This window comes from Rhodoferax antarcticus ANT.BR, from assembly GCF_001938565.1.
In the GTDB taxonomy this organism is placed as follows: domain Bacteria; phylum Pseudomonadota; class Gammaproteobacteria; order Burkholderiales; family Burkholderiaceae_C; genus Rhodoferax; species Rhodoferax antarcticus.
In genome coordinates this window covers 35,281-49,559 of the sequence record NZ_MSYM01000008.1, presented here as the reverse complement: position 1 = coordinate 49,559, position 14,279 = coordinate 35,281, and the positions used below count along the sequence as shown (strand labels likewise).

Here is a 14,279-nt window from a genome sequence, read left to right as displayed (position 1 = left end):
GCGCCTCAGCGCGCTGTCTGACGAGCCGCTGCCCGCCTATAAGAATCAATCATTTGGGTGTTTGACTGCCGTACGGGTTTGCTCGGCTTTCGTTAATAGTTTGAGCAATCGTGCGCGCAACGGCTTCTTTTGTAACTCGCACCAATAACCCAACGTCATCGCTACGGCAAATGGCAAGATGATCATGGCAGCGGTGGTGTAAACAGAACGTCCCTGGGCTGCGGCAATGGCGTTCACCAAGGCAATGATGGGCAGATGAAAAAGATACAACGCCAAGCTGGAGCCTGAAAGCAGCGCCAACGGTCGCGCAAACCATAAAAAGGGTTTGGCCAACCACTGGGCCAGCCCCGTTGCGCCATAAATGTGCACCGCAAAGCATAGGCCCACCACATATTGCCATGGCAGACCGTTGGGTGTCATGCCCCAAAAGGTGGACTTTCCAAACCCGGTGACATCGGTCCATAGCATCCAAGTCAGCAGCGCCAAGCTACCGAGCGAGGCAACCAGCGCCCAGTGGCCTGGTTTGCGGCGCTGTAACAGGTAATAGACCGCCACACCCATCAGCCAGACCGGCAGCAACACCAGTATTTTTGGCCCGGCCAGGGCCACACTCAGACCAGTGCACAACCACCGTGCCCAGTCCTTGAGCAACATGAACGAACCGAAAATAAAGTAATACCAAAACTCGAAAGGAATCGACCAGTAGGCACCATTGCTGCCGAAGTGCTGCGTCACGTCCCAGGATTGGTTCAGCATGATGGCTGAGAGGATGTAGTCAGCCAGCGGATCGCTACTGGAGAAGGCGCGTGAATTGGTGTAACTCTCGGCGTTGATGGTTTGGCCAATCGCATCCAAACCCAGGGTCAGTAGCATGGCCGGCAGAATGACCGAGTAAAGTCGACCCAGACGCGCAGCTGCAAAGCTGACCATACTTCGTTCGCGTTGATCCGTGACGAATGCGATGACAAAGCCTGACAGAACAAAAAACGCCATCACCGCCTCGTTGCCAACAGCGGTAAACGCCCACAGGTAGCCACCCACCAGATGTCCATGGCCCAAATGGCTGAGCACCACCAGCAACGCGCAGACGACGCGTATCAGATCAAGGTAGGTAGAGAGTTGGCGGTTTAAGGACATCACGGAAATCGTTTTGCAAAATCGAGTAGTCAAAAATGGTGGCAGACGACAACTGGCCAAAAAAACAAAATAAGTTTAGATGGCACGCTGCGGACGTATCTAAGAAATGTTCGACGCTGTATCTAACAAAGTTCAGCGCTACCTTGGGGGCCTAAGAAGCGGCCCCACTCTATATTGACAATTGGCACCTGACCCAGCCACGAACTGAAACCGAAGATCGTTCAATCTGCCAATATCATCCAGCCCATGACAGACCACACGCGGCCGACATTCCGAGCAGACATCAACGGCTTACGTGCCTGGGCCGTGCTGGCTGTCATCTTCTATCACTTCGGTCTGCCGGGTTTCCCCGGCGGATTTGTGGGCGTGGATGTCTTCTTCGTCATCTCAGGTTTTTTGATGACAGGTTTGGTCGTTAAAGGCTTGGAGCGTGACACGTTTTCGCTCATGGGTTTTTACATGGCGCGGGGTCGGCGCATCGTCCCAGCGTTGGCTGTGCTGTGTGCTGTCTTGTTGATGTTGGGCTGGTGGATTCTGCTGCCACCAGACTACAAAATGTTGGGCTCACACACCGCGTACGCACTGGCATTTTTGTCAAACGTCGAATTCTGGCAAGAGGCGGGTTACTTTGACGGCGCCTCGCATGAAAAGTGGTTACTGCACACATGGTCTTTGTCGGTGGAATGGCAGTTCTATCTAATTCTGCCTCTGGTGCTGATGGCCGTCTGGAGGATCAAGCCAGGACGTAAGGCACAAACTTGGGCGATTAGCCTGGGCTTGGCGGTTTCGCTGGCGGCATCGGTCTGGGTGACGGTCAGCAACCCCAGCGCAGCGTTCTACCTGCTGCACACCCGCGCTTGGGAAATGCTGGGAGGGGGGCTAGTGTATTTACTGGCTACCAAACCCATGTTGACTGGCACCCAGCGCCGCTGGCTCGAGTCGGCGGGCCTGCTGTTAATTGTGCTGGCTTTCACCATTTTTAACAAAGATTCGTCGTGGCCTGGATGGCGGGCAGGCCTGCCGGTGGCTGCAGCCATGTTGGTGCTATTGGCCAACCGCAATTCGCCGTGGACTGCAAGTGCACTGCCACAGTGGTTGGGTGACCGGTCTTATTCGCTGTACCTGTGGCATTGGCCGTTGTATGTGGCGCTGGTGTATATGAGCCTGGATGACAACCCTTGGGCTATTGCCGTTGCGTTGTTGCTCACTGCGCTCTTGGGTCATTTGTCTTATGTGTGGGTGGAAAACACCTCGCGTCGATGGTTGGAGAAGCCCAGGATGAGTGTTGCAGCGGGTGGTTTGGCGTTGGCTGTGGTAGCGGTTGTTGCGCCAGCGGCTGCTATCTGGAAGTCTCAAGGGATTGCGGGGCGTTTTGCACCAGGAATAGAGTTAGCTGCAGCAGAGGCAAAGAACTACAACCCAAGGCGTGATGAATGCCATCCAAGCAAGGGGCTGAATTTTCCCTCTTGTTTATATGGCGGCAGCCAACTTGCTGTTGTGGTCGCAGGGGACAGCCATGCCGATGCATTGGTACCGGCTTTGGTTCATGCGATTAATCGACGCGAGTTCGGCGTGATGGAGTGGACTTATAGTGCCTGTACATTTGTGTTTGGCTCAAAAAAGGAACCCACGGCACAGGCATTTCTAGGCGGTGACAACTATAAATGCAGCGAATTTATAGCGTCAGCGAAATCTCGCTTGAATGATCTTCCAAACACGATACCGATCATCCTCATCAACCGATATGCAGCGGCTGCGCTGGGTGCCAACGAAAATAACACAGGGACAAACATACCCGTTCTAATCTTTTCAAGAGAATTCGCAATTGCCACTCCTCAATATCTGACGGAATTTGCCGAACACATTACCCAAACAGCTTGCCAGTTGGCAAAGCAACGCACGGTTTACATGGTACGGCCCATACCAGAGATGGGTTTTGATATACCCAAAACTCTATCTCGACGGATGATCTTTGGCTTAAATAATGATCTTTCTATTTCCATAGAGTCATATTGGGAACGCAATGCCTGGGTCTGGGCTGCACAAGACGCTGCTCGGGATCAATGCGGTATCAAGATTTTGGATCCCACCGCCTATCTGTGCCACGACGGTCGCTGCTGGGGCAGCACGAACGGTTTACCGCTGTATACGGACGACGATCACTTGGGTAAAGCAGGCAACAAATTGCTGGAACCCATGTTTGCGCAAGTGTTCAACGCGCTTTAATCCATGCTTTTCACCACAGCGGCCTTCATCTGCTACTTTCTGCCCGTCGTCTGGGCAGGCTTTTTTGTCATAGGCCGGCTGAGCCATCGCGGTGCTGCACTTTGGCTGTTGGTTGCGTCCGTGTTTTTTTACGGCTACTGGATGCCGACGTTTACCTTTTTGCTGCTGGCATCCATTGCCGCAAATTACTGGGTGGGCTCGCGCATAGCTGCGGCGGCTGACTCAGATTCAGCCCGACACACGCAGCTTGCAAAAAGGTGGATGGTGGCAGGTGTTGCGGCTAACCTGGCACTGTTGAGCTATTTCAAATACGCCAATTTCTTTGTTGACAGCCTGAACCAGGCGCTAGGTATGCAGTGGGACATGGCGCGGGTGATTTTGCCAATTGGCATCTCATTTTTTACCTTCACGCAAATTGCTTACTTGGTAGACACCTGGAAGAAAGGCGTCAGAGAGCGCAACTTGGTTCACTATGGCTTGTTTGTGACGTACTTTCCGCATCTGATTGCAGGGCCGGTACTGCACCACGCGCAGATGATGCCGCAGTTCCGGCAAGCTGCCACCTATCGCCTCAACACTGGCAACCTGACTGCCGGGTTAGCCATTTTTGCCATTGGCTTGTTCAAGAAGGTTGTGCTGGCGGATGGCGTGAGCCCGTACGCAGACCCTATCTTTCAGGCGGCTGATGCGGGCCTGCTCGTTGACGGGCCAGAAGCTTGGCTGGGTGCACTGGCCTACACGTTTCAGCTTTACTTTGACTTTTCAGGCTATTCGGACATGGCGATTGGCCTGTCATGGATGTTTAACGTGCGCCTGCCGTTCAACTTCAACTCACCGTATAAGGCGACCAACATCAGCGAGTTTTGGCGCCGCTGGCACATGACGCTGTCGCAGTTTCTGCGTGATTACCTCTATATTTCCCTGGGCGGCAATCGGTATGGCGTGAAGCGGCGCTATGTCAACCTGATGGTGACGATGGTTTTAGGCGGGCTGTGGCACGGGGCGAGCTGGTCATTTGTGGTGTGGGGGTTTTTGCATGGGCTGTACCTGGGCATCAACCATGCTTTCAGGGCGATGTGCAGTGAAAACATGCTCAAGAAATTGAGCGCCAACAAGGTGTTCACTGCGCTGGCATGGGCGTTGACGATGTTGGCCGTGGTGGCAGCCTGGGTTGTTTTTAGAGCCGAAACCCTGCAGGGTGCAGGCATCGTGTTGAATGGCATGGCAGGGCTGGCAGATACCACTGCGGTACATACGTCGCTGTGGAACGCTGGCTTGACGCTTTCCAGAGGTCTGGCATGGTGCGGTGCCTTGGGCGCACTGGCTGTGGCGGCGCCCAACAGCAACCAGATTGGCAATTGGCTATTAGGCGTGTGCAACAGTCGCCCGGCTGTCAGGGCGTTCGTCGCAGGCTGCGGTTTGGCGGCGATAGCGTTGTTGCTGGTTGTCAATATCACGCGCCAATCGGTCAGTGCGTTCATTTACTTCAATTTTTGACATGATCCGATCAGTGGCTTTATGGTTCAGCGGTGTGGCAGGCTTGCTGTTGTTGCTTGAACTCGGCTGCAGGGTGTTGCCCGTTTCGACATCGACAGAAACCGGCTATTACACCGACCCTGTCATCCTGACCTACCCGGCCAGACACAGGTGGGTTGTCTCTACCGGATGGGACCTGCGCAACGCACAGCGAATGCAAGCCAACAATCTGGGCTACGCGGCCCAGCATGATTTTGTGCGTAACGAGCAGGCGGTTGCCTTGATCGGCGACAGCTTTGTGGAGGCGTCCATGCTCGATATTGCCGAGCGGCCCGCAGCGCAATTGGAGCGACAGCTGAGCTCCCGACCGGTCTACGCCATGGGTGGGCCTGGCACCGCGTTGCTGGACTATGCGCAGAGGGTCCGCTATGCAGACGAGCATCTGGGTGTGCGCGATTTTGTGATCCTGATGGAGCGCGGTGACGTGCGGCAGTCATTGTGCGGATCTGGCAACGTGAATGGCCCTTGCTTGGACCCTAAAACGCTGGCGCCTCGGGTTGAGACCCTGCCGCCGTCAGGCGCCACCAAGCGGCTGTTGCGTCATTCAGCACTTGCCCAGTATCTGGTCAGTCAACTCCGGGTAACGCCACAAGGCTTGTTCAACAAGTTGTTGCTGCCTACCAAATCGGCCGTCGCCCAGCACCCTGAACTGAAAGCAACTGCCGCGCAAGCAAAAGCCGAGCAAGTGCAGGCCATGCACGTGGTTGACGTGGTGGGCGGCGCATTTTTCGAGCGCATTAAACCGCACGTTCGGGGCAAACTGATCATCGTTCTGGACAGCGACCGCAGGGCGATTGAAAGAGGAGCACTTCAGCCGGATCCGGCACGACAAAGGTTCATCGACTTGGCCCGCGCTGCCGGTGCGGTGGTGGTGGATACAGCGCCAATTTTTGCAGCCCATGCGGCCCGCTCGCCACTCAAACTGGAGGTTGGCCCGTATGACGGCCACTTCAACGCATTGGCCGTTAGTCTGCTCACACAAGCCGCGGCAACTGCAGTCAATGCAGATTAAAAACAATAGCATTCGGCGCTTTATATATACGGGCTGGAAGCTGATTTCTCTCTTAAAGACCTCGCTGTTACGGCCATTGGCGCACAGCACCGATTACGAGGCGATGTTGCCAGGCAACATCAGCAAAGATTGCGCCAGCGTATCTGCACCGCCTGCTTATGATGCGGTTACTTGAACGACATACTATTGCCACCAAACTTTTCACCTTTAGGGCAAATTATGAATCTAACAAAACAGGTCGATTCCTCTCATTACGAGTTTCAGTCTTACATGGACAAGGGGAGATGGACGAGCGTTTGGCACCAACTGGACGAAGTCATCAAACTCAAGCCTGACAAGGTGCTTGAAATTGGTCCTGGCCCAGGGCTCTTTAAGAAGCTTGCTGGACAATTCAACGTCAAAGTAGAAACTCTAGATCTTGATCCTGAATTGAATCCAGACCATGTTGGGTCTGCATTGGCTCTACCATTTGACGATGCCACTTACGACGTCGTTTGTGCTTTTCAGATGCTGGAGCACTTGCCATATTCAGACGCATTGCTTGCCTTCAAAGACATGGTGCGGGTAAGTCGGCGGCACGTGGTGATCAGCTTGCCAGATTCAGAAAGGGTCAACAGGGTTCAAGTGCAAATTCCGAAGATTGCAGCATTTGATCGACTAATACCAAAGCGTGGGTCAAAGCCTGAAGAACATCGGTTTGATGGGGAGCATTACTGGGAAATCAATAAGCTTGATTATTTGTTAGAAAAAGTCACGAAAGACCTCTCTTCAATTTGCAGACTGGTAAAGACCTATCGGGTCAAAGAAAACCCATACCACCGGTTCTTTATATTTGATAAATGAGTTGCTGATTGCGGGGGACACCGTTTAACAATCTGTACAGGGGGCATCAGAACTGTAATTTATTTTCGATAGCACAAAGCCCTTTATTTATATGGGCTAGAGGCTTATTTACTGCTTAAGAAATTACCTCTTGTCGCTGTCTCCCGTCAGCGCCTCATACGGCCCCACATAGTTGGCCACGCTGTTTTTCCAATTACGCACGTTTTCCACATACTCACGGCCGTTGGCGCGCAGCACCGGCCACAGGCTGGGGTTGTCCAGCAGGCCGAGCAGCGACTGCGCCAAGGCGTCGGCACTGCCAGCGTTGAACAGCACGCCGGTCTGGTTGTGCTGCACCAGTTCTTTGTGGCCGCCCACGTCTGAGGCCACAAACAACTGGCCTTGCGCCATGGCTTCCAACGGCTTGAGCGGTGTGACCAGTTCGGTCAGCCGCATGGGGTGGCGCGGGTAGGCCAGCACTTGGATCAGATCGTAGTATTTGGTAACTTCTTGGTGCGGCACGCGCCCGGCAAACACCACTTTGTCGGCCACCCCGAGTTGCTGCGCCTGCTGGCGCAGGTTGGCTTCTTGCGAGCCGCCGCCCACCAGCAGCAGTTTGACATCTGGCCTGGCCTGCAGCAGTTTGGGCAGCGCATCGAGCAGCAGGTCAAGCCCTTCGTAGGCGTAAAACGAGCCAATGAAGCCAATCACGGTACTGCCGGTCAAGCCCAACTTAGCCAGCAGCGCTGGGTCTGGCGGGCTGGCGAGCTGGAACGACTCTACGTTGACCGCGTTGGGAATCACGGTGACCTTGCTGCTGGCAATGCCGCGCGCCACGATGTCAGCGCGCAAGCCTTCGCAAATGGTGAACACGTGGTCAGCGCGCTGGATGGCGCGGGTTTCCAGTGAGCGTGTGGCACGGTAGCGCAGGCTGCCCTGGTTGGTGGTGCCGTGGTCCACCGCAGCGTCTTCCCAAAACGCGCGTATTTCATACACCACCGGTATGCCCAGCTTGTGCCCCACCTTGAGGGCGGGCAGCGCATTGAGCACGGGCGAGTGGGCGTGGATGATGTCGGGCTCAACGATGCGGGCCACCTGCTCCAGCCGCTTTTCCAAAGCTTTCATCAGCGCCACTTCGCGGCCCACGGGCAGCTCGGCCATCAGGCCGGTGCCACCCGCTGTGCGGTAAAAGTGCAGTCCGTCAATGGATTCTTCGGTCGCCTTGGTCACACCCTGCTTGGGTGAGGTGATGTGAAACGTGTCCCACCCCAGCGCCCGCTGCTCGCGCAGGATGGATGCTGTGCGAAAGGTGTAGCCGCTGTGCAGCGGTATGGAGTGGTCCAGAACGTGAAGGATGCGCATGGTTTACCCGTTCATTGTTCGGGCTGAGCCCAGAATGACAGCCAGAGACAACAGGCGTGCACTTTCAGGCTAGCGTTGGTCAACCAGATGGCCGTTGACAAACTTGTGTAGCACACTGGCCACAAATGTTTGGTAGGGAATGCCTTCCTCAAGTGCGCGGGCCTGGATGCCTTTCAGATCTCTGGACGAAATCCGGATGTTTAAGCGTTGATCTTTCTTGAAGGTGGCTTCAGCCACAGCACGATGGTTCTTGATCTGCTGCGCCATGCCGTCCACTGGCCTGAGCGCACCAGACTCCCATGCTTGCAATATCTCCAGCTCTTCTTCGTCGTAGATGGTCGGCGTCGTCATGGTTTCCTCTTGTACTGCTTGGTAGCTTTGCGGCTTGGAATAATGGTTTTCAGGAAAATTTCAGATTCAGTTTCGATAAACGGCACGGCATACACATAGTCGTCAACTTGCACCATTGAGATTTTCTGCCCGGGATACTTGGCCTGATTAGGGTGGTCAAGCACCGCCAATTTATCAAAAACTGATCCTGGTTTGAAACCTCCCCCTTCAGGGGGATAGAATTCATTTGGGAGAGGGGTAACCTCTTCCAAATTCGCCCCGTAAGGGGCGTGGATTGAAACATTGCCGCTGCTAATTTCAACAACGACTCGTTCAAAAGAGATACCTCGCTCGCGTATCAGTAAAAGGTTTTTTTCAGGGTTCCAGTTGAAGATTTGCCGAGTAGACATGTGTGCATTTTAAGCACACATTAGATGGCAATGTCTGTTGCCGACCTGGGTGTCATCGTCTTGTATTTGCTTTCCAGCCGCTCAAAGACGCTCAAGGCATCAAGCCCCGGGCCACTGGCTGTGCCTGCCTGAACAGCATTGCGGAGATCTTGGAGTAATCCGAGCCTGGCCCCTTTCCCGTTAGCGCCAAATCTGTTCTTGGCTTGCATGGCGGTGACTTGCATGGCGGCTCTCCAATTCAAACGTGATGGCCATTTTAGGCATCAGGTCTTGTAATCGATTTGTTGCTTGCTTTGCCAGCGCCAGCGCACTACTGCTTTCAGCGCAGCACGCCCCGGGTATCAATCACCACCTTGTCGCGGATCGAGTCCGGGTCGATTTCTTTGAACTCGGTGTGGTCCACCAGCAGCAGCAAGATGTCGGCGTCTTTCAGCACCTGCTTCAGGTCATAGAGCGGGAAACTGAGCTTCTCGGCACGCACATTGGGGTCGCAAGCCATGACCCTGCCTACGTTTTGCGCTATTAAATCTTTCACAATCTCCAGCGAGGGCGATTCACGCGTGTCGTCAATATTGGCTTTGAAGGCCAGCCCCAGGCAGGCAATCACCGGGTCTTTGAAACGGGCGGCCTTGGCTTTGACCTTGTCGATCACCCAGAGGGGTTTGGCATCGTTCACCTGACGGGCGGTTTTGATGAGCTTGGCTTGCTCTGGCGCGCTGGAGACGATGAACCACGGGTCCACCGCAATGCAATGCCCACCCACGCCCGGGCCGGGCTGCAGGATGTTGACGCGCGGGTGGCGGTTGGCCAATGAGATGGTTTCCCAGACGTTGATGCCCAGGTGGTCGCAAATCAGTGACAGCTCGTTGGCAAAGGCGATGTTCACATCGCGGAAAGAGTTTTCCACCAACTTGGAGAGTTCGGCGGTTTTGCTGTCGGTAAGGAGGATGGCGCCGTTGCAGAAGCTTTTGTAGAGTTCTTGCGCCTGCTCGTTGGCGGTCTTGGTCAGGCCACCAACGATACGGTCGTTGTCCACCAGCTCACGCAAAATGTGGCCGGGCAGCACCCGCTCGGGGCAATGCGCGGCGTGAATCTTGCCCGCCAGTTCCGGGCGCATCTCCACAATGGTTTTGTAGATGAACTCGGTGGTGCCCACGGGTGAGGTGGATTCCAGAATGACCAGATTACCCTCGCGCAGATAAGGCACGAGGGCGCGGGTGGCAGCTTCCACGTAGGTCAGGTCGGGGGCCTTGGGGTTGCCGTCCACTTCCATGAAAGGCGTGGGCACGGCAATGATGAAGGTGTCGCCCTCTTCGGGGGTAAGGGACGCCTTGAGGTTGCCGCTGTTGACGGCGGACCGCACCAAGATATCAAGGTCAGGCTCGATGATGTGGATGCGGCCACTGTTGATGGTGTTGACCGCGTGTTCGCTCACATCCACCCCCAGCACCTGGTGGCCTTTGGTGGCGAGCATGGAGGCGGTGGGCAGGCCGATGTAGCCCAGACCCATAACGATGATTTTTTGACTCAGGCGTGCCATGACAAGATCCCTTTTTTTAACGCTTTTGGTTGGATAAAACAGTATCAACAATGCGCTGTGTCGCCTGCCCATCCCCATACGGGTTGTGCGCCTGCGACATGCGCTGGTAGTCGGCCGTGTTGCTCAGCAGGTTCAGGCATTCTTTGACGATGGCTTCGCGCGACGTGCCCACGAGTTTGACCGTGCCAGCCGCCACGGCCTCAGGGCGCTCGGTGGTGTCACGCATCACCAGCACCGGTTTGCCCAGCGATGGTGCCTCTTCCTGCACGCCACCGCTGTCGGTAATGATGATGTGGGCGCGGTTCATCAGGTAAACAAACGGCAAATAGTCCACCGGGTCAATCAGGTGCACATTGCTCAACTTGCGCGCAGCCAGAATTTCGGCCACCGGCTGGCGCACGTTGGGGTTCAGGTGCACCGGGTAAAGCACTTCAATATCAGGAGCACTGCAGGCAATATCAGCAAGGGCTAGACAGATATTTTGAAAGCCTTCGCCAAAGTTTTCGCGGCGGTGGCCAGTGACAAGAATGAGTTTTTTGGTGCGGTCCAGAAAGCTGAAGTGTTTATCAAATTCGGCGTTGAGTTCTGGCTGGCTCTGCAGCCGATGCGTGGTTGCCAGCAATGCGTCAATCACGGTGTTGCCGGTCACAAAGATGGTGGCGGGGTCAACGCCTTCGCGCAACAGGTTGGCGCGCGCGGCGTCGGTGGGGGCAAAGTGAAGGTCGGCAATGGCGCCGGTGAGTTTGCGGTTGATCTCTTCGGGGAACGGCGCACGCTTGTTGCCGGTGCGCAGGCCGGCTTCCACATGGCCTACCGGGACACCTGCGTAATAAGCGGCCAGACTGGCGGCAAAGGTGGTGGTGGTGTCGCCATGCACCAGCACCAGGTCTGGCTTCTCGGCAGCCAGCACACCTTTGAGGCCGCTCAGGATGTTGCAGGTGATGTCAAACAGGTCTTGCCCGGGTTTCATGATGTTCAGATCATGCTCGGGGGTGATGTCAAAGAGTTTGAGCACCTGGTCAAGCATCTGGCGGTGCTGGGCGGTGACACAGACCACGGTTTGAATCTGCGGTGCTGCGGCCTGAAAGCCCTTGACCACTGGCGCCATTTTGATGGCTTCTGGGCGGGTGCCGAAGATGATGAGGACTTTGGGGGTGGGGGTCATGGGGGCTCACATAGGCTTCAAAGTGTAATTGCGGCTTGCAAAGGCATCGTCAATGGTGCTGAGCATGGGGGATACGACGGGCAAGGACTCACCAGCGTTTGGGTAAACGTCGGGATGTATGAAACACGCGCAGGATGGTGACGGTGTCGCCGCGAACGCGGTAGGGCACCAGGTAACGTGTTTTCAGCACGACCAATTCGCGGGTGTTGGGCACTCTACCTGGTCGCCCGAGACCCGGTTGCTCAGCGAGCTGAGCAACCGCAGCAAGAACACGCTGCACTGCGGTCTGCGCATCTGGATAGCTGTCAAGGGCGATATAGGTGGCTTCGTCTTCGAGGTTTTGCAGCGCGACCCGTAACCACTTAATTTTCACGCTCGCCCCACTTGAGGGTGAGGGCTGCCACGTCTTGCTCTGTGGCGAAGTCCTCAGCATCAGCTTCTTTGAGTGCGGTGTGGATTTCGGAGATTTGCCACTCGTTGCTTTCTACATAAGCGCGGATGGCCTCAGCAGCAAGAAAGGATTTGCTTCGCTGGGTGACGGCGGCGAGTTGCTCAAGCCGATCTTTCATAGTGTCTTCCAGGCGAATAGTCATAGTCGTGGACATGGTGTTGTACTCCGTATGTTGACTTGTACACATTGTAGTCATGGAGCTCGCGCGGTAGCTCGCTTGCAGTAATTCAAGCTTGGCCCCTTTTCCCTGCGAGCCGCTTCAAGGTGTCTGGTGAGTTGGGTTGCCCAAGAACAGCGTTTGGTACTGCGCCAGCATCACCTCAAGACTGTAGTGTTGCTCAGCAAATGCGCGATTGGTGCCAGGCTGGGGTAGGGTGGCATCGGTGTGCCAGACACGGGCAATGGCTGCGGCCAACGCAGGCGCATCGTCACTGAGCACCAGTTGGCCACGTTGGCCATGGTTTAGCAATTGAGGGTTGCCGCCCACAGCCGTTGCGATCAATGGCAGGTCAGTGGACATGGCTTCCTGCAGGGTGCAAGAGGTGCCTTCAGACCGGGATGGCAGCACAAAGCAGTCCAACGCGCGCAGCACCTCTGGCACATCGGCTCGGGTGCCGGGCAGCCACAGACGATCTAGTAAGCCAGCCTCTTGCATGATTTCGCGCACCTTGGTTTCCAGCGGGCCGGTGCCCACAATGGCTAGGCGCAGGCGCTCTGCACCTACGGGTTGGCTTCGCACCAGACGCACAAAGGCTTGCGCGAGCAAGGGCTGGTTCTTGATGCGCTCCAGACGGCCGACGGTGCCTACCACCCAGTGCTCCTGCCTGTTGAAGGGGTAGCCCGTGGGTAGTTGATCGCCCGCCCGCCAAGGCCTGAAGCACTGGGTATTCACGCCATTGGGGAACAAATGAACCCGCTGAGGTGCCAGCCCGATGCGTTGCTGCAGGTAACTGTCCAATTGCTCGGACACGGCAACATACTTGTGCACAAAGCGCTGATAAAACTTGCGCAGGTACTGGTAGTGGCGGTTGCTGCCGTCGGGGTCGGCTACGTCCCAACCGTGTTCGGCATGCACACGCAGCGGCACACCGGCAAGAGCCGCAATGGGTGTGAATTCCAGCGCAGCCAGGTTGCAGCTGTGCCACACATCGGGCTTGAGTTGACGCAGCAGCCGGTACATGGTCGGATACATCCGAAAAGGCTGGCCAGGAGGCTTATTCAGCGCAATGAATCGAACGTCTTGGCGGGTAATACGGCGCGAAAAGGTGTCGTCAATGGTGCTGAGAGCGACCACGGTGTGACTGAACTCGGCCTCTTGTAAACCATTGACCAATTGAACAATGACATTTTCCAGCCCGCCGGCGGCAAAGCGGTAGAGAACGTGAACGATGTGCTGTGTCATGGTTGTGCTACTTTTGGATGCAAGAACGCCTGCATCATTTGCGCCAGTTGGCATCCGCTACATTCTTCAGGCGGCTTTTGCGCACCACCTTGAACGCCGATTCAAGCGCCCGCCATTGGCCTGGGTGCGGAAACGGGGTTCGTTGCAGGGCAATCAGCTTACGCACAAATTTCAGTTTTAACAGGTCGCGTAGCGGGTAGTACCACCGATATTTGCGAGCCCGTGTCTGCAACCCGGACCAGTTCAGAGAAGACATGGATTGCACGGCGCTCAATTCATTGACAAACGCCACCATCGGCACGACTGTCATCATGCGCGGTCTGTAAGGCAGGTCGTGGTAATGGTCGATGGGCCTGCGTAATGGATAGGCGCATGCCACGCGTTTTTTGGCACCTTCCAGCGTGATGCAATAGGCATGCAGGCAGAAGGGGCCAGATGACAGTGGAAACGCCATGTGCTGAGTGCTTAACCGGCTAGGTTTAGCCGCGTCGTAATAGACATAGCCGGCATCACCGCAGTCATCACTGCCTAAAAAACAGTAATCAAAATCCAGATTCAGACAACCGGTTTCAATAAGATTTTTCACGCTAGGGTGAAGGACGGCGTCGTCTTCCAGAATCAGCGCAACCGGCAGCGCTTGCGCAATGATTTGTTCATAGATGTGAATGTGTGACAAGTAGCACCCAAGTTGCCCGGGCGACATATTGCCGACAGGGTTGACCTGCTGGCGGTAGGGCAGGCTGAGTTGATCGCCCCTGATGGCATCGAACCATTCGAATCGGATGCCTAAATCATCCAGATGTGACTTGAGAGCCGCTCGTCGATCAGTCGCGGTTTTGAGGCTGACGACAAAAACAGGCATCGCTTGCAAAATGTTTTCCAGTTG

Annotated in this window: 15 protein-coding genes; 4 read left to right on the top strand and 11 right to left on the bottom strand. The window is 55.6% G+C overall.

Features of this window, described 5'->3' with window-relative positions; all coding sequences use genetic code 11:
- Nucleotides 1-45: 45 nt before the first annotated feature.
- A complete protein-coding gene (locus BLL52_RS05190) occupies nucleotides 46-1,137 on the bottom strand; it encodes an acyltransferase family protein (RefSeq protein ID WP_075585658.1) in 1,092 nt (363 codons plus the stop codon).
- Between the two features lie 246 nt (nucleotides 1,138-1,383).
- Here BLL52_RS05190 and BLL52_RS05185 point away from each other — a divergent pair, with 246 nt between their 5' ends.
- The 4 genes from BLL52_RS05185 to BLL52_RS05170 all read left to right on the top strand — a co-directional run bounded on the left by BLL52_RS05185 (nucleotide 1,384) and on the right by BLL52_RS05170 (nucleotide 6,754).
- Nucleotides 1,384-3,363, top strand: a complete 1,980-nt coding sequence (locus BLL52_RS05185) for an acyltransferase family protein (protein ID WP_075585657.1) — start codon at nucleotides 1,384-1,386, stop codon at nucleotides 3,361-3,363.
- 3 nt (nucleotides 3,364-3,366) lie between these two features.
- Nucleotides 3,367-4,860, top strand: coding sequence for an MBOAT family O-acyltransferase (locus tag BLL52_RS05180; RefSeq protein ID WP_075585656.1), 1,494 nt, complete (start codon nucleotides 3,367-3,369; stop codon nucleotides 4,858-4,860).
- Nucleotide 4,861: 1 nt separating this feature from the next.
- Nucleotides 4,862-5,911, top strand: coding sequence for a hypothetical protein (locus BLL52_RS05175; RefSeq protein ID WP_075585655.1), 1,050 nt, complete (start codon nucleotides 4,862-4,864; stop codon nucleotides 5,909-5,911).
- Between the two features lie 171 nt (nucleotides 5,912-6,082).
- Nucleotides 6,083-6,754 carry a class I SAM-dependent methyltransferase gene (locus BLL52_RS05170; RefSeq protein ID WP_198930596.1) on the top strand — a complete coding sequence of 224 codons (672 nt, stop codon included), beginning with the start codon at nucleotides 6,083-6,085 and terminating at the stop codon, nucleotides 6,752-6,754.
- Between the two features lie 123 nt (nucleotides 6,755-6,877).
- Here the strand turns inward: BLL52_RS05170 and BLL52_RS05165 are convergent, their stop codons facing one another.
- From BLL52_RS05165 to BLL52_RS05120, 10 genes are all read right to left on the bottom strand, one after another.
- Nucleotides 6,878-8,095, bottom strand: coding sequence for a TIGR04063 family PEP-CTERM/XrtA system glycosyltransferase (locus tag BLL52_RS05165; RefSeq protein ID WP_075585653.1), 1,218 nt, complete (start codon nucleotides 8,093-8,095; stop codon nucleotides 6,878-6,880).
- 69 nt (nucleotides 8,096-8,164) lie between these two features.
- Nucleotides 8,165-8,446, bottom strand: a complete 282-nt coding sequence (locus BLL52_RS05160) for an antitoxin (protein WP_075585652.1) — start codon at nucleotides 8,444-8,446, stop codon at nucleotides 8,165-8,167.
- Nucleotides 8,443-8,835: a hypothetical protein gene (locus BLL52_RS05155; protein WP_075585651.1), complete on the bottom strand. Its 393-nt coding sequence runs from the start codon at nucleotides 8,833-8,835 to the stop codon at nucleotides 8,443-8,445. The genes BLL52_RS05160 and BLL52_RS05155 overlap by 4 nt, the downstream gene beginning before the upstream one ends.
- 20 nt (nucleotides 8,836-8,855) lie before the next feature.
- Nucleotides 8,856-9,059, bottom strand: a complete 204-nt coding sequence (locus BLL52_RS05150) for a hypothetical protein (RefSeq protein WP_075585650.1) — start codon at nucleotides 9,057-9,059, stop codon at nucleotides 8,856-8,858.
- A gap of 95 nt (nucleotides 9,060-9,154) precedes the next feature.
- Complete coding sequence (wecC, locus tag BLL52_RS05145) at nucleotides 9,155-10,375, bottom strand: UDP-N-acetyl-D-mannosamine dehydrogenase (protein WP_075585649.1); 1,221 nt, start codon at nucleotides 10,373-10,375, stop codon at nucleotides 9,155-9,157.
- Between the two features lie 16 nt (nucleotides 10,376-10,391).
- The gene (gene wecB, locus BLL52_RS05140) at nucleotides 10,392-11,540 is read right to left on the bottom strand and encodes a non-hydrolyzing UDP-N-acetylglucosamine 2-epimerase (protein ID WP_075585648.1); all 1,149 of its coding nucleotides are present in this window, start codon (nucleotides 11,538-11,540) and stop codon (nucleotides 10,392-10,394) included.
- An 88-nt stretch (nucleotides 11,541-11,628) separates the two neighbouring features.
- Complete coding sequence (locus tag BLL52_RS05135) at nucleotides 11,629-11,913, bottom strand: type II toxin-antitoxin system RelE/ParE family toxin (protein WP_075585647.1); 285 nt, start codon at nucleotides 11,911-11,913, stop codon at nucleotides 11,629-11,631.
- Nucleotides 11,903-12,145 (bottom strand): CopG family ribbon-helix-helix protein, encoded by a 243-nt coding sequence (locus BLL52_RS05130; RefSeq protein WP_075585646.1) that lies wholly within the window; start codon nucleotides 12,143-12,145, stop codon nucleotides 11,903-11,905. The genes BLL52_RS05135 and BLL52_RS05130 overlap by 11 nt, the downstream gene beginning before the upstream one ends.
- Before the next feature lie 105 nt (nucleotides 12,146-12,250).
- Complete coding sequence (locus BLL52_RS05125) at nucleotides 12,251-13,393, bottom strand: TIGR03088 family PEP-CTERM/XrtA system glycosyltransferase (RefSeq protein ID WP_075585645.1); 1,143 nt, start codon at nucleotides 13,391-13,393, stop codon at nucleotides 12,251-12,253.
- A gap of 34 nt (nucleotides 13,394-13,427) precedes the next feature.
- On the bottom strand, nucleotides 13,428-14,255 hold the full coding sequence (locus BLL52_RS05120; RefSeq protein ID WP_075585644.1) for a glycosyltransferase family 25 protein: 828 nt from the start codon (nucleotides 14,253-14,255) through the stop codon (nucleotides 13,428-13,430).
- Between the last annotated feature and the right edge of the window lie 24 nt (nucleotides 14,256-14,279).